Origin of the sequence: Pseudoduganella violacea, from assembly GCF_014191875.1 — a bacterium.
GTDB lineage: Bacteria > Pseudomonadota > Gammaproteobacteria > Burkholderiales > Burkholderiaceae_D > Rugamonas > Rugamonas violacea_A.
In genome coordinates, this window is sequence record NZ_JACHXD010000005.1 from 130,565 (window position 1) to 145,349 (window position 14,785).

Below are 14,785 nucleotides of genomic sequence, written 5' to 3' on the forward strand. Positions count from 1 at the left end.
CACTCATTGGGAGGGAAGTTTGAATGAACGATTTTTATAAAGACGCGCAAGGACTGATCGGTGAAGCCGAAGGCATGGATCGGCGCGATTTCATCAAGGCGCCGGTCGGCACGAGCTTTGCCGCGGCCGCGCTGCCGGTGGTGGCGCAGAACGTGATCAAGACCGACAGTGCGGGACTGGAGGCTGGTGTCGTCACCATCAAGGTGGCGGGGACGGACGTGCCGGTGTACCGCGCCCAGCCCGCCGGCAAGACCGGCCTGCCGGTGGTGCTGGTGATTTCCGAAATCTTCGGCGTGCATGAGCATATCGCCGACGTGGCGCGCCGCTTTGCCAAGGAAGGCTATCTGGCGCTGGCGCCCGAGCTGTTCGTGCGCCATGGCGACGTGAAGAACGCGCCGAATGTGGCGGACCTGATCAAGAACATCATCGCCAACACGCCGGACAGCGAAGTCTTCGCCGATCTGGACGCGGTGGTGGCATGGGCCGGCAAGAACGGCGGCGACTTGAATCGCCTGGCCATCACGGGCTTTTGCTGGGGCGGGCGCATCACCTGGATGTACGCGGCGCACAATCCTAAGATCAAGGCCGGTGTGGCCTGGTACGGGCGGCTGACTGGGGAAACCCACGCCGTCTATCCCAGGCATCCGGTCGACGTGGCCGCAAGTCTAAAAGCGAATATCCTTGGCCTGTATGGCGCCAAGGACCAGGGCATTCCGCTGGAAACCATCGAGCAGATGAAGGCGGCGCTGGCGAAAGGCAGCAGCAAGTCCGAGTTTGTGGTCTATCCGAACTCCGGCCACGCCTTCCATGCCGACTACCGGCCCAGCTATGTGGCGGCCGATGCGAAGGACGGCTGGGCGCGCGCGCTGGCCTGGTTCAAGGCCAACGGCGTGGTCTGAAGTCTGGGCTGAATGAGCAGGAAACCGGGCAGGGGGTTACAATGTCCGGTTTACGCCGCTTTTTAGGCTTCAAGGCGGTGGGCAAGGCAAAGAGGTTCCAAAATCGATCCAACTCTTATTTCCATTCTGCTGGCGACTACCATCGCCGGTGTAGTCAGCATTTCGGCGGCGGCGATCTTCTCGTTTACGCTGCTGTCCAAGGTCGTCGAGCGCATGGTCAGCCTGTCGGTTGGCATCATGCTGTCCACTTCCCTGCTGCACGCCCTGCCCGAAGCCTTTGAATCCGGCGCCGATACGCACACCCTGTTCGCCACCCTGCTGGGCGGCCTGCTGGCCTTCTTCATGCTGGAAAAGCTGGCCATTCTGCGCCACTCGCACCACCATGAGCACGACGGCCATCACCACGCCCACGGCCACGACAAGCGCGAAGCCGGCAAGGCGGGCTGGATGATCCTGGTCGGCGACGGCATGCACAACTTCACCGATGGCATCCTGATCGCCGCTGCCTTCCTGGCCGATCCGGGACTGGGCATCGTCACCGGCCTGGCCATCATCGCGCACGAGATTCCGCAGGAGATCGGCGACTTCATCGTGCTGCTGAACGCGGGCTTCTCGCGCGCGCGCGCCTATGTGTACAACCTCTTATGCAGTCTGCTGGCGGTGGCCGGCGGCCTGCTGGGCTATTACACCCTGGACCGCGCCAGCAATCTGATACCGTATGTGCTGGTGTTTGCATCGTCCGGCTTTATCTATATCGCCGTCAGCGATCTGATGCCGCAGATGCAGCGCCGCGCCACCTTGCGCGAAACCATTCCCCAGGTGCTGCTGATCGCCCTGGGCGTGTGCATCGTGCTGTTCCTGACGGCGCACCGTCATTAACCCGCAAGCCGTAGCGGTTTGCACAGAAAAGAAAGGAGGTAAATCATGAGTCATAACCCGCTTGCTGCTCTGTTCAGCGCGCGCCAGTATTCCACACTGAGCCGCTCTTGCCCTCGTTCCATCGCGCTGCGATAACAAGGCCAAGAGCTTTACTCCCTTCCATAGAGTCAGTTCACGGCTCGTATCGTTAGCGCTCCTGTTAACGCGGATGCTTGCATCCCGACGAAAGACAAGAGCAATGACTACCCTTATCTCTACCAATGCACTGCAACTGGACGCGAACCATGGTTTGCTGTTCCAAGACCTTTCCTTTACCCTCAGCCAGGGCGACCGCATCGGCCTCGTGGGCCACAACGGCTGCGGCAAATCCACCTTGCTTGGCCTCTTGGCCGGCACGCGCGAAGCCAGCGCGGGCCTGATCCACATGGCGCGCACCTGCCGCCTGCAGCACGTCGAACAGCACCTGCCGCCGGACATGGCGGAACTGAGCCTGTACCAAGCCCTGCAAGCGGCGCTGGCCGACGCGCCGGAGCAGCAGTGGCGCATCGATAGCCTGCTCGAAGAGCTGGGCATCAGCGGCGCCACGGCGCAGCTGCCGGTCCAATCCCTGTCCGGCGGACAGCATACCCGCCTGCTGCTGGCGCGCGCCCTGCTGCACGAGCCGAATGTGCTGCTGCTGGACGAACCAAGCAACCACCTCGACCTGCCGTCGCTGCTCTGGCTGGAACAATTCCTGGCGCGCTGGCGCGGCGCCTTCATCCTGGTTTCGCACGACCAGCGTCTGCTGGACAATGCCACGCGCAAGACCTGGGTGCTGCGCGACCGCCGCCTGTACAGCTTCGACCTGGCTTGCGGCCAGGCGCTGGCCGCGCTGGCTGAGCAGGATGCCGCTAACGCCGCGCGCCGCAGCGCCGAGCAGAAGGAGATCGACCGCATCGAGGCCAGTAGCCATCGCCTGGCCATCTGGGGCCGCACTTACGACAACGAGGATCTGGCGCGCAAGGCCAAGACCATGCAGCGGCGCGCCGAGCGGCTGAAGGAGGAGCAAACCTTCGTCAGCGATGGCGCGCCATGGACGCTGAGTTTGCGCGGCAAGGCGATGGCCGCGGACCAGTTGCTGGCGCTGGAAAACATGCCGGTGCGGCCCGCGCCTGGCGCGCCGGTGCTGTACGAAGTCGAGCATCTGGTGATCCGTCCCGGCGAACGCGTGGCGCTGCTGGGCGCCAACGGCAGCGGCAAATCTTCCTTGCTGCGTCAATGCTGGGGCGCGCTGCAAACGCAAAACGAGCTGGCAGGCATGCGCTGCCATCCCACGGCGAACATCGGCTACTACGACCAGAACCTGCAGCAGTTGGCCGGCAACGCCAGCCTGTCCGATGCGCTCTATCCCTTCGCCGCGCAAGCGGAGGAAGTGGCCGCGCGCAGCGATGCGGCGCGGCGCCAGTCGCTGATTGCGGCGGGCTTCCCCTACAGCCGCCACGGCCAGAAGGTGGACATCCTGAGCGGCGGCGAACGCGCGCGCCTGCTGTTCCTTGGCTTATCGCTGGCCAGCTACCACCTGCTGCTGCTGGACGAGCCGACCAACCACCTCGACATGGAAGGCAAGCAGCAGCTGGCGTCGGCGCTGCAAGGCTTCGCCGGCGGCTGCCTGCTGGTCTCGCACGACCGCGACCTGATCGAGCAAGCCTGCAACTGTTACTGGGTGGTGCATGAGGGCCGCCTGGAGCAATGGCAGGACGCCGAATCGGCCTATCGCCGCCTCGGCGGCGAGAGCCTGCATAGTCCCACTACGCAAGCCGCAGCGGGGATGGTGCAAAGCAAGGAGCCACCAGCCACGCCCACAAGCGAAGAGCAACTCCTGGCCCGCTTCTTCGAGCTGGAGGAGTTGCTGGCCGCCGATCTGGCCCGCAAACCGCGCCACCAGAAGCCCGCCAGCCAGCAACAATGGCGCAGCGAACTGGCCAGCCTGAACCGCCAGCTCGGCCTCGACGCCTAAGCGCAGCAGCCGAGCCTGCCGGATGGCCGTCCCGTCCACCTTGGTGCCTGGCACCGATCGGACGGGACGGCCATCCGGCGGCCTTGATCTTAGTATGCCGGAGCCAAGTGCGCCGGCATTTCTCGTGTGCTAAGCTGAAGATTCACCTAGGAATGAATATGGCTATCAATAGTGACGCAGACCAGGAAACGATCCTGAGTCTCTCGAAAGCTGACCAGAAACGTTTGGAGCGTTTGGCAGCGTTGGCTGGCCGAACACCCAAGGCAATGCTGCGCTTCGTGCTACGTGATGGTTTTGCCGAGTGCGAGGAAAGCGTCCGTGCCAGCCTGCGTTCCGACGAGGAGTTCGAGCGGGGGGATAGCTACTCTCACACAGAAGCAATGCAAACAACGCGCAGGCTGCTTGCAGCTCGTGGCAAACAACAAGATTAAACCAATAAGGTTGGCGGTGCGCTGGTCTGCCAGCGCACTAAGGTCGCTTCAGGCGACCATGATCCGTATTCAAGACGAAGATGCAGGCGCCGCGCAGCTGGTGATGGCGCGCGTTGACCGCGCCATTGCCGCTCTGACGGCGCAGCCGGGAATCGGTACGCTGACCGCACGGCCTGGCGTGAGACGCTTTGCCATACCAGCTACAGGGCATGCAATCGAATACCGGCTCGTCAGCGGTGAAATCAGAATATTGCGCTGGAGCCGGCAACGTCAGCGCTAATTCTCAGGCGCCGGTTGCGATTGGGCGGGTTGGCGAGGCGCACCATTCGGACCAGGAGCCGGGGTAGAGCGCGGCGCCGTGCAGGCCGGCCACCTCCAATGCCAGCAGGTTGTGGCAGGCGGTGACGCCGGAGCCGCATTGCATGATGGCCGTTTCGGGCGATGCGAACAGCGGGGCGAAGTCCTGCTTGAGCTGTTCGGCGTTCTTGAAGCGGCCGTCGGCTTGCAGATTGTCCTTGAAGAAGCGGTTGCGCGCGCCGGGAATGTGGCCGCCGACCGGGTCGATGGTCTCGTTTTCGCCGCGGAAGCGGTCGTTGGCGCGGGCGTCGACCACGGTCTGCTGACCGCTTGCCAGGTTCGCCACCACCTCGTCCACCGACACGGTGCGCGTCAGCGTCGGGCGTTCGGCGATCTGGCCTTGCGGACGGGATGCCACGGGCGTGACTAGCGGCAGGCCTTGCGCTTGCCAGGCGGACAGGCCGCCATCGAGCACCGCGACGGCGGAGTGGCCGATCCAGCGCAGCAGCCACCACAGACGGGCCGCGTACATGCCGCCGTGGGCGTCGTAGGCGACGACCTGGCTGTCGTCGTTGATGCCCCAGGCGCGCAGCGTTTCAATCAGTTTGGCCCGTTCGGGCAGCGGATGGCGGCCGCGGAACTGGCCGTCGGCGCCTTGCTTGGCGCCGGACAGGTCGTCGTCGATGCCGGCGAATTGCGCGTTCTGGATATGGCCGGCGGCGAAGACGTCGCGTCCCCAGGCGGCATTCATCAGATCGTGCCGGCAATCGAGAATGACCCAGTGCGGGTCGGTCAGGTGTTGCGACAGGGTGGAAGCGTCAATCAGGGTCGTGTGCATGGCAGCTTATCCTTGGATTCAGACTTCACTTGCGATAGGGTCGGTTTTGGCGATGGCCTTGCCGCGTTCGGTGTTGCGCGTATTGTAGAACGTTGCGGCCATCCCGGAGAGCAGGATGATGCCGATGCCTGCCCAGCTATGCCAGTTGAATACGTCGCTGAAGACCAGGATGCCCCAGAAGCTGGAAAACACGATGCCGCTGTATTGCAGATTGGCGACCACCAGGGTGTTGCCGAGGCGGTAGGCGCGCGTCATCGCCACTTGCGCGGCGGTGGCGCACAGGCCGATGCCCAGCAGGAGCAGGGCGCCGCGCGCATTGTCCGGCGCATGCCAGACCACCGGGCCGCTGCCCGCTTCCACGATATGGCCCGCCATGCCGGCCACGAAATTGGTGATGGAAAAGAAGAACACCACGCGCGCTTCCGGCTCGCCCGCCAGGCCCAGCTTGCGCACCTGCATATAGGCCATGGCCGACAGCACGCTGGACGACAGCGCGAGCATCGCCTCGAACAACTGGTTGGAATGGAAGGCCGGCTGCAGCAGCAGGGTGACGCCGATAAAGCTCATGAAGACGGCGCCGATCAGCGGCCATTCGATATGGTTCTTGGCGTGCCACCAGCCGTGCAGGAAGAGCCAGACGGCGATCCAGATCGGCGCCATGTAATTGAGGGTCATGGCGGTGGCGAGCGGCAGGCGCGCGATGGCGTAGAACCACAGCCAAAGCGAGACCACGCCCACCACGCCGCGCCACAGGTGGGCAAAGGGCATGGTGGTGCGGAAGCTGGCGCCCTGCAAGCGCATCATGCAGAACAGGACCGTCATGCCGACCAGTCCCCGGTACATCACGATCTCCGAGGTGGAGAAGGTTTCGGAAGCGAGTTTGACGCAGACGCCCATGGCGGCAAACATGAAACTGGCAAATAACATCCAAAGCGATTGCATCGTATTCCTGTTCTACTGCCGCCAAGCGGCCGTGCTACTCGACCACTCTTATACGTCTAACTTGCTGCGGTACCACTCGTGGAAGTGCTGCATGCCGTCTTCCATCGGCGACTGGTACGGCCCGGCGTCGTTCTCGCCGCGCTGCATCAGGATGCGCCGTCCGGCATCCATGCGCTGGCCGATCTCATCGTCCTCGATGCAGGTTTCCATGTAGGCGGCCCGCTCGGCCTCGATGAATTCGCGCTCGAACAGCACGATTTCTTCCGGATAGTAGAACTCGACCACGTTCTTGGTGCGCTGCGGACCGTCCGGCCACAGGGTGGAGACGATCAGCACGTGCGGATACCATTCCACCATGATGTTCGGGTACAGCGTCAGCCAGATCGCGCCGTAGGGGGGCGGTTCGCCGTTGCGGAACTTGAGCACCTGTTCCTGCCAGCGCTGGTAAATCGGCGAGCCCGATTTCTGCAGGCCGCGATGCACGCCCACGGTCTGCACGCTGTAATCCTCGCCGAATTCCCAGCGCAGGTCGTCGCAGCTGACAAAGCTGCCCAGGCCCGGGTGGAAAGGCTCGACGTGATAGTCCTCCAGATAGACTTCGATGAAAGTCTTCCAGTTGTAGTCGCAGTCGTGGATTTCGACGTGGTCGAACATATAGCCGCTGAAATCGAGATCCTTGGTGACGGACAGCTTGCCCAGCTTTTCCATCACATTGTAGCCATTCTGCTCGAACAGCAGGCCGTTCCAGCTTTGCAGCTTGGTCTTGGCCAGGTTCAGGCAAGGCGTGTCGGGGAAGTGCGGCGCGCCGATCAGCTCCCCCTTCAGATCGTAGGTCCAGCGGTGCAGCGGGCAGACGATGTTATTGCTGTTGCCGCGGCCATTGAACATCAGCGCCTGGCGGTGGCGGCAGATGTTGGACATCAGTTCGATGCCGGCCGGGCTGCGCACCAGCATGCGGCCCTCGTTTTCCGACGCCACGGTCATGAAATCGCCCGCATTCGGAATCATCAGCTCATGGCCGATATAGCGCGGGCCTTGCTTGAATAATTGCTGCATTTCACGCTGCAGAAGCGTTTCGTCAAAATAGACGGTGACCGGAAGTTGCGCGTTTGAACGCGCTAGCTTGGCGTGGGTACCCAGATCGGACATCCCAACCCCCCTTAATTAAATTACTGCAACCAAGAAGAGACAGAATCCGTAAAGACCTGAATTCAGAGATTAGAAACGGTATTTCGGACAGAACCGGCGATTATACCCCGAATCCCGGCGTTTTCGGGGGAGTTGGGCCAAAATCGGGGTAAAATGCCGCTGTCCGCCCCGAGATGGGGGCGCCGCCGCCGAATTCCAGTGCGAATTGCGGCCGGTCCCGGCAATTCCCTGCAGCGGGCTCCGCATTTTCCGACCTATTCAGATAGTTTGTTCTAAAATAACGGGCTACACTGAGCCAGCCGGTTTATCGTGCCGACTAGCCACAACGATTGAATGCATATGCCTAAGAAAATGAATGACGACACCGCTGCCGCGGCGCCGGCCTCCTTCGAGGACGCCATGGCCGAACTGGCGCAGCTGGTGACGCAGATGGAGTCGGGCCAGCTGCCGCTGGAAGCGTCCGTCGCCGCTTATGCGCGCGGTTCCGAGCTGGTGAAATTCTGCGCCGGCCAGTTGGACAAGGTGGAATCCCAGGTCAAGGTGCTGGAGGGCGACCTGCTCAAGCCCTTCGCCGACAATGAGGAGGGCCAGCCATGAGTGCCGCCTTCCAGGATTGGATGAAGACCATCCAGGCCGGCATGGAAAACGATATGTCGGCCTACCTGCCGGCCGCCTCCGCGCTGCCGCAGAAACTGCACGACGCCATGCGCTACGCCCTGCTGGGCGGCGGCAAGCGCGTGCGCCCATTGCTGGTGTACGCCGCCGGCAATCTGTTCGGCGCCGATGCGGCAGCCCTGAGCCGGGCGGCGGCGGCGCTGGAAATGATCCACGCCTATTCCCTGGTGCATGACGACATGCCCTGCATGGACGACGACGCGCTGCGCCGCGGCAAACCGACCGTGCATATCGCTTACGACGAGGCGACCGCGCTGCTGGTGGGCGACGCCCTGCAGGCGCAGGCCTTTGCCGTGCTGGCCGAGGCGGACACGCTGCCGCCGGCGCGCCAGGTGGCCATGCTGCGCCTGCTGGCGCAGGCGGCCGGTTCGGCCGGCATGTGCGGCGGCCAGGCCATCGACCTGGCCAGCGTGGGCCTGAGCCTGACGCTGGAGCAGCTGGAGCAGATGCACCAGCTGAAAACCGGCGCGCTGCTGCGCGCCTCGGTGGTACTGGGCGCCCTGGCCGGCAAGGATCTCGACGCGGCCGAGCTGCAAGCGCTGAACGATTATTCGCGCGCCATCGGCCTGGCTTTCCAGGTGGTGGACGATATCCTCGACGCCACGGCCGATTCGGCCACCCTGGGCAAGACGGCCGGCAAGGACGCGGCCGACAACAAACCTACCTATGTTTCCATCCTGGGCCTGGAACCGTCCCAAGCCCTGGCGGAAAAACTGCGGCTCGAAGCGCACGCTGCGCTCGCGCCATTCGGAGACAATGCACAGCGCTTACGCGAACTCGCGGATCTGATCGTGCAGCGGAAGGCATAAATGAAACTGCTTGAAAACATCAACATCCCGGCGGACCTGCGCAAGCTGCAGCGCCACCAACTGACGCCGCTGGCACATGAGCTGCGCAGCTTCCTGCTCGATTCGGTGTCGAAAACGGGCGGCCACCTGTCGTCCAACCTGGGTACGGTGGAACTGACCATCGCCCTGCATTACGTCTTCAACACGCCGCAGGACCGCATCGTGTGGGATGTAGGCCATCAGACCTACTCGCACAAGATCCTGACCGGCCGCCGCGAACAGTTCCACACCCTGCGCCAGCGCGACGGCATTTCCGGCTTCCCGCGCCGCGTGGAAAGCGAATACGACACCTTCGGCACCGCCCACTCCTCGACCTCGATTTCGGCCGCGCTGGGCATGGCGCAGGCGGCCAAGATCAAGGGCGAGCACCGCCACGCCATCGCCGTGATCGGCGACGGCTCGATGACCGCCGGCATGGCCTTCGAGGCGCTCAACAACGCCGGCGTGCAGGAAGACCTGAACCTGCTGGTAATCCTGAACGACAACGATATGTCGATCTCGCCGCCGGTAGGCGCCTTGAACCGCTACCTGGCGCGTCTGATGTCGGGCCAGTTCTACGCCGCCGCCAAGAACGTCGGCAAGTCGGTGCTACCCGCGCCCGTGCTGGAGCTGGCCAAGCGCCTGGAAGAACACGCCAAAGGCATGGTGGTGCCAGCCACCATGTTCGAGGAATTCGGCTTCAACTACATCGGCCCGATCGACGGCCATGACCTCGAATCGCTGATTCCGACGCTGCAGAACATCCGCCAGCTCAAAGGCCCGCAGTTCCTGCACGTGGTGACGAAAAAAGGCCAGGGCTACAAGCTGGCCGAGGCCGAGCCTATCCTGTACCACGGCACCGGCAAGTTCAATCCGGCCGAAGGCATCAAGCCCGCGCCGCCGTCCAAGATCACCTACACCGAAGTGTTCGGCAATTGGCTGTGCGATATGGCGGCCCAGGACAAGGCCCTGGTCGGCATAACGCCGGCCATGCGCGAAGGCTCGGGCATGGTGCGCTTCGACCAGCAGTATCCCGATCGCTACTTCGACGTCGGCATCGCCGAGCAGCACGCCGTGACCTTCGGCGCCGGCCTGGCCTGCGAAGGCTTGAAGCCGGTGGTGGCGATTTATTCGACCTTCCTGCAGCGCGCCTACGATCAACTGATCCACGACGTCGCGCTGCAGAATCTGGACGTGACCTTCGCCCTCGACCGCGCCGGCCTGGTGGGCGCCGACGGCGCGACCCACGCCGGCAACTACGATCTGGCCTATCTGCGCTGCATCCCGAATATGGTGGTGATGGCGCCGTCCGACGAGAACGAATGCCGCAAGATGCTGACCACGGCCTACCACTATCCCGGCCCGGCAGCCGTGCGCTATCCGCGCGGCGCGGGTGTCGGCGCGGCCATCGAGCAGCCACTGACCTCGCTGGAAATCGGCAAGGGCGAAGTGCGCCGCAAGGGCCAGAAGATCGCCATCCTGGCCTTCGGCTCGATGGTGGCGCCGAGCCTGGGCGCGGCCGAGCAGCTCGATGCGAGCGTGGCCAATATGCGCTTCGTCAAGCCGCTGGACGCGGCGCTGGTCAAGCAACTGGCCGCCGAGCACGACTACCTGGTGACGGTGGAAGAGGGCTGCATCATGGGCGGCGCCGGCGCCGCCGTGGCCGAGGCCTTGGCCGAAGCGGGCATCGTCAAACCGCTGCTGATGCTGGGCCTGCCCGACCAATTCATCGACCATGGCGACCCAGCCAAGCTGCTCGCCAGCGTGGGCCTGGACGCCGCCGGTATCGCCGCCTCGATCCGCCAGCGCTGCGGCGGCGAGGAGCCGCGCCTGGTGGTGAACAACGGCTGATTTCTTTCAGCCCCCCCAAAAGCGGCGCCGTGTGCGCCGCTTTTTTTATAAATCGCGCCACGGAACATAGTTACTACTAAATTAATAGCGTCGTATTTTGAATGCAGAATTTTTCTATGCTCATGAATATTCTTGACATGGGTTTTGGGCTGCACTATTGTTGCCGTGGAGTCATTCTTGCTAAATGACCAAACTAAATAAAATAGAACATTACAAAGGCGCTGGAGATGATCGGAAAGAAAATTAAAGTCGTAGCCGTCTATATTCTCATCCTGGCGGCTGGCCTGGGTGTAGGTCTCGGCCTGGCGAAGTTGCCGGCCATGTTCAAAAAGCCCTATGTTGAAGGCAATTACGCTGCCTATTTTCCCGACACCAGCACCAAGGTTGTGGTGTATGGCACGGAGACCTGTCCCTTCTGTATTAAAACCCGCGCCTATCTGAAAGAGCGCAATATCGCCTTTGCCGATTTATACGTCGATAATTCGGAAAAGGCCAAGAAAGAATTCGGCCAATTGGGCGGCGGTGGCGTGCCCATGATTCTCGTTGGTAATCGCCGCATTGAAGGCTTCAATCAAGCCGCTCTCGACGACGCGCTGAAAAAGTTCGTCAACTAAATTCCCTTTTATATGTGCAGCGGGGTCGGAATGATCCGACTCTGAAGGCGCCATATTGTCTGCAGTTTTGTCGTACCGGCAGGCCGGCCGGGTTGTTTTCAGGCCATCCATCGTTAATCGAGCGTTGAAACTAACAGAAAGGAATTTGAGTCATGATGAAAAAAATTGCCTTCTTCGTGTTTGCAGCCGCCACCGCCTTATCCGCTTCGCTGGCTGGCGCGGCCAACCCCGTTTACTGCGACGAGTGCGATACGCGCTTGGAGCAGTGCATGGATTCCCCCATCCGCATCTACTGCAGCCGCCTCTATCGCGAGTGCCGCGCCACCTGCATTCCATAATTCGTAAAGACAGGGCGGAGGTGGCAAGCTGGTTTGCCCTCGCGGCCTCGCTGCCGGCAGGTGTTGATGCGTCGTCAATGGCCTGTACGGTATCAGGCCATCTCTTGCAATCGATTGCTGGAAAACTGAAAAGGAAAAATCATGCATAAGAAAGTTCTGCTCTTCGTCTTTGCCGCCGCCGCCGCGCTGTCCGCATCGTTCGCCGGCGCCGCCGACCGTGAAACCTGTCTGCAGCGCTGCAGCGATACCCACACGAGCTGCATCGAGGACGGCGTTTACGAAGCGTATATGTGCGACTTCGCGTACACCATGTGCCGCCGTAGCTGCCGTTAAGCAGCGAGGTGGTTTTCACGGACTCAGCCGCGCATAGCCGGAAGTCTTGCCGATTTGCTGCGCGCCGCGCAAGGGACAGCGGCGTTGCGGTCATAACCATGTCCCGGATGGAAAAAATCATGAAAAAACTGGGTATCTTCCTGTTCGCCGCCGCCTGCTCCTTCTCCGCCCTGGCCAACGGCGGCAGCGCTTTCGAGCGCTGCGAGCAGAACTGCCATAACATCTACAACTATTGCGAGTGGAAAGGTCTGAGCGATGATTGCGCCGGCGAGCTGGGTGTTTGCCTGATGAGCTGCGAAGGCCTGTAAGCCGAGCCGCTGAAAGCATCAACCATTGTTTGTTAACTCTTTGTCCACAGGACCAACGTAGAATGAAAAAAATTGCCGTTTTCGTCTTCGCTGCCGCTGCCGCATTGTCCGCTTCGCTGGCGGTTGCCAGCGTGGATTGCGAGCAGTGCTATTGGGAACTCCAGTCTTGCCGGGACTTCGGTAACAAGCCTAAGTGCATCGAGGTGTATCGCCAGTGCCTGAGAACCTGCACGACGGAATAAAGCCGTTGTGACCGGCCAAGGCAGCGGCTCCGGCTCTGCCTTGCGCGCATCAATCCCGCCGCCACCGCCGTGGCGGCGTCCACCGCCGTCCACCGCCACCCACCGCCACCCACCGCCGTCCACAATTCCTGCCGTTCCCCGTCCGCCGTATTTCATCTTTCGATCCCGTTCTTGCATGCTGTTCAGCGTCGGCTATATTGATATAAACAGTTTATATCGAGGCGGCTATGAAGATCGTCGCGCTGCTGCCGGCACTCTGCCTGGCGCTTGCGCCATGTGCGGGCGCGCATGGGCAAGTTCCCGATTCCGGCCGTTGGCAGGAGCTGCGCTACGCGTCCGAGGAAGTGGCGCTGGCGATGGAAGAGCGCTATATCAGCCAAGTGGTCGAGCTGGCGGCACAAGGCCGCCTGGATGAGGACCGCTCCCTGCTGCGGCGTTTGCGGGCCATCGCTACCGGCTTGTTGCAGGCGGCAGCCGAATTGAAGCCGGAAAGCGCCCAGTGGGACTGGGAATTCCATGTGACCAGCGCCCCCGAGGTCGACGCCATGTGCCTGGCCGGCGGCAAAATCCTGGTGGGCGCCGCCTTCGTCGGCCGCCTGATGCTCGATGACGGCGAGCTGGCCACCTTGCTGGGCCATGAGATTGCCCATGCCGTGGCCGAGCACCACCGCGAAACCCTGTCCGAAGCCTTGCTGCTGGTGCGCCCCTATGCCTTGCCGCCGGATGTGATGCTGGAGCGGCTCGACTCCGACCTTTCCCTGCAGCTGCGCCTATCCACCCTCAACCACCTGCAGGAGCGCGAAGCCGACCAATTGGGCATGGTGCTGACCCACCGCGCCGGTTGGCCCGGCAGTGCCATGGTCAGCTTCTACCGCAAATTGGCGGCCGGGGCGGACGGCGGCGCTTTGCTGAGTGCCTACCCCACACCCTGGTCGCGTCAGGCCACCGCGCGCGGCATGGCCCGCCTTTTTGGCGAGTAGGCCATTTCCGATAAATACTATTAAGTTAATAGCTTATGAGTTTTATGCCGATTCGATAAACTTGCATGAATTTCTTGACATGGATTTTTTGCTGATTTATTGTGGCCCTGGCGAAATTATTGCCAAATATAAAATATCGCTGGAATGATAATGAGTGATGTTTGGCGGCGTCATCGTATGAGATGTCGCCGTTGTTAATTCAGAATTCGGGCAAGGCCTTCGTAAGAAATTTTGCGCCGAAGCTGAAGAAGTTCGCTAAGTAACATATCCCATTGTTTCAGAAAATGGTGCCAGATACCGGACAGTCTGGCGCTGGGACCTTTGTCGTCCGTACTTTCTCAAGGAAATGATCTTATGCTGAAAAAATTTGGTTTCTTCATTTTTGCAATGGCGATGGGCAGCGGCTTTGCGCTGGCCGCGGGCGGTATCTGCACCGGTGACTGCTTCGAAACTTACCAAGCCTGCCTGGAGAACGGCGTGACGAAACCTGCGGTCTGCCTGCGCAATTACCAGTATTGCCAGACCCATTGCGAACCTTAAACTGAGGAGAGCTTATGCTGAAAAAAATCGCTTTCTTTGTTTTTGCCCTGGGTCTGGGAACGGCCTACGCTGCAAGCAGCCAGGAATATATGCTGTGTCTCGATGATTGCGGCGCAAGCTGGGAAGGCTGCCGCTCGAATCCGACTTGGCTCGACCCCAATGCCTGCTTCAATGAATGGCAGCGCTGCAACTCCAATTGCAAGCAGCTATATGGCTAACAGCCGATAGCTTTCTGCAAGCCGGGACCAGCCTGCCGCGCCAGCGGAACGGCTGGTCCCGCGCTTATCAAGCCTGCGGCGCAATTACTATTAAATTAATAGCGTCGCATTTTTCATGAGATTTTCTTCTATTCTCATGAATTTCTTGACACAGCTTTTTTGCTGTTTTATTGTGGCCTTGGCGGAATTATTGCCAAATATAAAATGTCGTCGGAATGGAAATAAGTGGCGTTTAAACGGTGTCGCGCAATGCAGCTGTCGCCGTGGATAATTCACAATACGAGACAAAAATGATAAAAAAATTTTCCTTCGTTGTACCCGCGCTGGGTTCGAGCATTTCCTGCACTACCGCTTGCCTCCCTGCCACATAAGCGCATAGTTTTCTTTTGATAGCCTATTTAAAGCTGCAAGCCTGCCATGGCTCGCGG

General features: G+C 61.3%; 20 protein-coding genes. 15 read left to right on the forward strand and 5 right to left on the reverse strand.

The features are described from left to right. Window positions 1-23: 23 nt before the first annotated feature. Window positions 24-899: a dienelactone hydrolase family protein gene (locus FHS03_RS10855; RefSeq protein ID WP_183440994.1), complete on the forward strand. Its 876-nt coding sequence runs from the start codon at window positions 24-26 to the stop codon at window positions 897-899. 62 nt (window positions 900-961) lie between these two features. On the opposite strand, the gene FHS03_RS28635 is transcribed toward FHS03_RS10855, so the two are convergent. After that, entirely contained in the window at window positions 962-1,138 is a 177-nt protein-coding gene (locus FHS03_RS28635; RefSeq protein ID WP_371871652.1) for a hypothetical protein, read from the reverse strand. Between FHS03_RS28635 and FHS03_RS10860 the strand changes: the two genes are divergently transcribed. From FHS03_RS10860 to FHS03_RS10875, 4 genes are all read left to right on the forward strand, one after another. Beyond that, entirely contained in the window at window positions 1,074-1,778 is a 705-nt protein-coding gene (locus FHS03_RS10860; protein ID WP_050409415.1) for a ZIP family metal transporter, read from the forward strand. The two genes, FHS03_RS28635 and FHS03_RS10860, sit on opposite strands and share 65 nt — an antisense overlap. A gap of 238 nt (window positions 1,779-2,016) precedes the next feature. Continuing rightward, entirely contained in the window at window positions 2,017-3,774 is a 1,758-nt protein-coding gene (locus tag FHS03_RS10865; RefSeq protein WP_183440995.1) for an ABC-F family ATP-binding cassette domain-containing protein, read from the forward strand. Between the two features lie 158 nt (window positions 3,775-3,932). Beyond that, window positions 3,933-4,205: a hypothetical protein gene (locus FHS03_RS10870; protein WP_183440996.1), complete on the forward strand. Its 273-nt coding sequence runs from the start codon at window positions 3,933-3,935 to the stop codon at window positions 4,203-4,205. Between the two features lie 16 nt (window positions 4,206-4,221). After that, on the forward strand, window positions 4,222-4,485 hold the full coding sequence (locus tag FHS03_RS10875) for a type II toxin-antitoxin system RelE/ParE family toxin (RefSeq protein ID WP_371871657.1): 264 nt from the start codon (window positions 4,222-4,224) through the stop codon (window positions 4,483-4,485). Between the two features lie 3 nt (window positions 4,486-4,488). On the opposite strand, the gene FHS03_RS10880 is transcribed toward FHS03_RS10875, so the two are convergent. From FHS03_RS10880 to FHS03_RS10890, 3 genes are read right to left on the reverse strand one after another with little or no spacing between them, the layout of a single operon-like run. Further along, window positions 4,489-5,340, reverse strand: a complete 852-nt coding sequence (locus FHS03_RS10880; RefSeq protein WP_183440998.1) for a sulfurtransferase — start codon at window positions 5,338-5,340, stop codon at window positions 4,489-4,491. An 18-nt stretch (window positions 5,341-5,358) separates the two neighbouring features. Further along, the gene (locus FHS03_RS10885) at window positions 5,359-6,282 is read right to left on the reverse strand and encodes a DMT family transporter (RefSeq protein ID WP_183440999.1); all 924 of its coding nucleotides are present in this window, start codon (window positions 6,280-6,282) and stop codon (window positions 5,359-5,361) included. Window positions 6,283-6,330: 48 nt separating this feature from the next. Further along, window positions 6,331-7,431, reverse strand: coding sequence for an aromatic ring-hydroxylating oxygenase subunit alpha (locus FHS03_RS10890; RefSeq protein WP_183441000.1), 1,101 nt, complete (start codon window positions 7,429-7,431; stop codon window positions 6,331-6,333). A 351-nt stretch (window positions 7,432-7,782) separates the two neighbouring features. On the opposite strand from FHS03_RS10890, the gene FHS03_RS10895 reads away from it, so the two are divergent. The 7 genes from FHS03_RS10895 (at window position 7,783) to FHS03_RS10925 (ending at window position 12,377) form a co-directional block, all read left to right on the forward strand. Then, window positions 7,783-8,028: an exodeoxyribonuclease VII small subunit gene (locus FHS03_RS10895; protein WP_229426175.1), complete on the forward strand. Its 246-nt coding sequence runs from the start codon at window positions 7,783-7,785 to the stop codon at window positions 8,026-8,028. Continuing rightward, window positions 8,025-8,915, forward strand: a complete 891-nt coding sequence (locus FHS03_RS10900) for a polyprenyl synthetase family protein (protein WP_183441002.1) — start codon at window positions 8,025-8,027, stop codon at window positions 8,913-8,915. The genes FHS03_RS10895 and FHS03_RS10900 overlap by 4 nt, the downstream gene beginning before the upstream one ends. After that, window positions 8,916-10,784 (forward strand): 1-deoxy-D-xylulose-5-phosphate synthase, encoded by a 1,869-nt coding sequence (gene dxs, locus FHS03_RS10905; RefSeq protein WP_183441003.1) that lies wholly within the window; start codon window positions 8,916-8,918, stop codon window positions 10,782-10,784. A 227-nt stretch (window positions 10,785-11,011) separates the two neighbouring features. Then, a complete protein-coding gene (locus FHS03_RS10910) occupies window positions 11,012-11,398 on the forward strand; it encodes a glutaredoxin family protein (RefSeq protein WP_183441004.1) in 387 nt (128 codons plus the stop codon). Between the two features lie 152 nt (window positions 11,399-11,550). Continuing rightward, the gene (locus tag FHS03_RS10915) at window positions 11,551-11,736 is read left to right on the forward strand and encodes a hypothetical protein (RefSeq protein ID WP_183441005.1); all 186 of its coding nucleotides are present in this window, start codon (window positions 11,551-11,553) and stop codon (window positions 11,734-11,736) included. Window positions 11,737-11,877: 141 nt separating this feature from the next. Then, window positions 11,878-12,069 (forward strand): hypothetical protein, encoded by a 192-nt coding sequence (locus FHS03_RS10920; RefSeq protein WP_176349153.1) that lies wholly within the window; start codon window positions 11,878-11,880, stop codon window positions 12,067-12,069. Between the two features lie 119 nt (window positions 12,070-12,188). Continuing rightward, window positions 12,189-12,377 carry a hypothetical protein gene (locus tag FHS03_RS10925; protein ID WP_183441006.1) on the forward strand — a complete coding sequence of 63 codons (189 nt, stop codon included), beginning with the start codon at window positions 12,189-12,191 and terminating at the stop codon, window positions 12,375-12,377. A gap of 32 nt (window positions 12,378-12,409) precedes the next feature. On the opposite strand, the gene FHS03_RS10930 is transcribed toward FHS03_RS10925, so the two are convergent. Continuing rightward, entirely contained in the window at window positions 12,410-12,796 is a 387-nt protein-coding gene (locus FHS03_RS10930; RefSeq protein WP_183441007.1) for a hypothetical protein, read from the reverse strand. Window positions 12,797-12,846: 50 nt separating this feature from the next. On the opposite strand from FHS03_RS10930, the gene FHS03_RS10935 reads away from it, so the two are divergent. The 3 genes from FHS03_RS10935 (at window position 12,847) to FHS03_RS10945 (ending at window position 14,357) form a co-directional block, all read left to right on the forward strand. Then, window positions 12,847-13,599 (forward strand): M48 family metalloprotease, encoded by a 753-nt coding sequence (locus FHS03_RS10935; protein WP_183441008.1) that lies wholly within the window; start codon window positions 12,847-12,849, stop codon window positions 13,597-13,599. 354 nt (window positions 13,600-13,953) lie between these two features. Continuing rightward, the gene (locus FHS03_RS10940) at window positions 13,954-14,139 is read left to right on the forward strand and encodes a hypothetical protein (protein ID WP_183441009.1); all 186 of its coding nucleotides are present in this window, start codon (window positions 13,954-13,956) and stop codon (window positions 14,137-14,139) included. 14 nt (window positions 14,140-14,153) lie between these two features. Beyond that, complete coding sequence (locus FHS03_RS10945) at window positions 14,154-14,357, forward strand: hypothetical protein (protein ID WP_183441010.1); 204 nt, start codon at window positions 14,154-14,156, stop codon at window positions 14,355-14,357. Window positions 14,358-14,785 lie beyond the last annotated feature (428 nt).

Coding starts and splice junctions, on each gene's coding strand:
- FHS03_RS10935 (WP_183441008.1), top strand. CDS start 12,847: ATGAAGATCGTCGCGCTGCTGCCGGCACTCTGCCTGGCGCTTGCGCCA.
- FHS03_RS10920 (WP_176349153.1), top strand. CDS start 11,878: ATGCATAAGAAAGTTCTGCTCTTCGTCTTTGCCGCCGCCGCCGCGCTG.
- FHS03_RS10925 (WP_183441006.1), top strand. CDS start 12,189: ATGAAAAAACTGGGTATCTTCCTGTTCGCCGCCGCCTGCTCCTTCTCC.
- FHS03_RS10930 (WP_183441007.1), bottom strand. CDS start 12,796: ATGCAAGAACGGGATCGAAAGATGAAATACGGCGGACGGGGAACGGCA.
- FHS03_RS10915 (WP_183441005.1), top strand. CDS start 11,551: ATGATGAAAAAAATTGCCTTCTTCGTGTTTGCAGCCGCCACCGCCTTA.
- FHS03_RS10940 (WP_183441009.1), top strand. CDS start 13,954: ATGCTGAAAAAATTTGGTTTCTTCATTTTTGCAATGGCGATGGGCAGC.
- FHS03_RS10870 (WP_183440996.1), top strand. CDS start 3,933: ATGGCTATCAATAGTGACGCAGACCAGGAAACGATCCTGAGTCTCTCG.
- FHS03_RS10910 (WP_183441004.1), top strand. CDS start 11,012: ATGATCGGAAAGAAAATTAAAGTCGTAGCCGTCTATATTCTCATCCTG.
- FHS03_RS10880 (WP_183440998.1), bottom strand. CDS start 5,340: ATGCACACGACCCTGATTGACGCTTCCACCCTGTCGCAACACCTGACC.
- FHS03_RS10895 (WP_229426175.1), top strand. CDS start 7,783: ATGAATGACGACACCGCTGCCGCGGCGCCGGCCTCCTTCGAGGACGCC.
- FHS03_RS10900 (WP_183441002.1), top strand. CDS start 8,025: ATGAGTGCCGCCTTCCAGGATTGGATGAAGACCATCCAGGCCGGCATG.
- FHS03_RS28635 (WP_371871652.1), bottom strand. CDS start 1,138: ATGATGCCAACCGACAGGCTGACCATGCGCTCGACGACCTTGGACAGC.
- FHS03_RS10865 (WP_183440995.1), top strand. CDS start 2,017: ATGACTACCCTTATCTCTACCAATGCACTGCAACTGGACGCGAACCAT.
- FHS03_RS10885 (WP_183440999.1), bottom strand. CDS start 6,282: ATGCAATCGCTTTGGATGTTATTTGCCAGTTTCATGTTTGCCGCCATG.
- FHS03_RS10945 (WP_183441010.1), top strand. CDS start 14,154: ATGCTGAAAAAAATCGCTTTCTTTGTTTTTGCCCTGGGTCTGGGAACG.
- dxs (WP_183441003.1), top strand. CDS start 8,916: ATGAAACTGCTTGAAAACATCAACATCCCGGCGGACCTGCGCAAGCTG.
- FHS03_RS10855 (WP_183440994.1), top strand. CDS start 24: ATGAACGATTTTTATAAAGACGCGCAAGGACTGATCGGTGAAGCCGAA.
- FHS03_RS10890 (WP_183441000.1), bottom strand. CDS start 7,431: ATGTCCGATCTGGGTACCCACGCCAAGCTAGCGCGTTCAAACGCGCAA.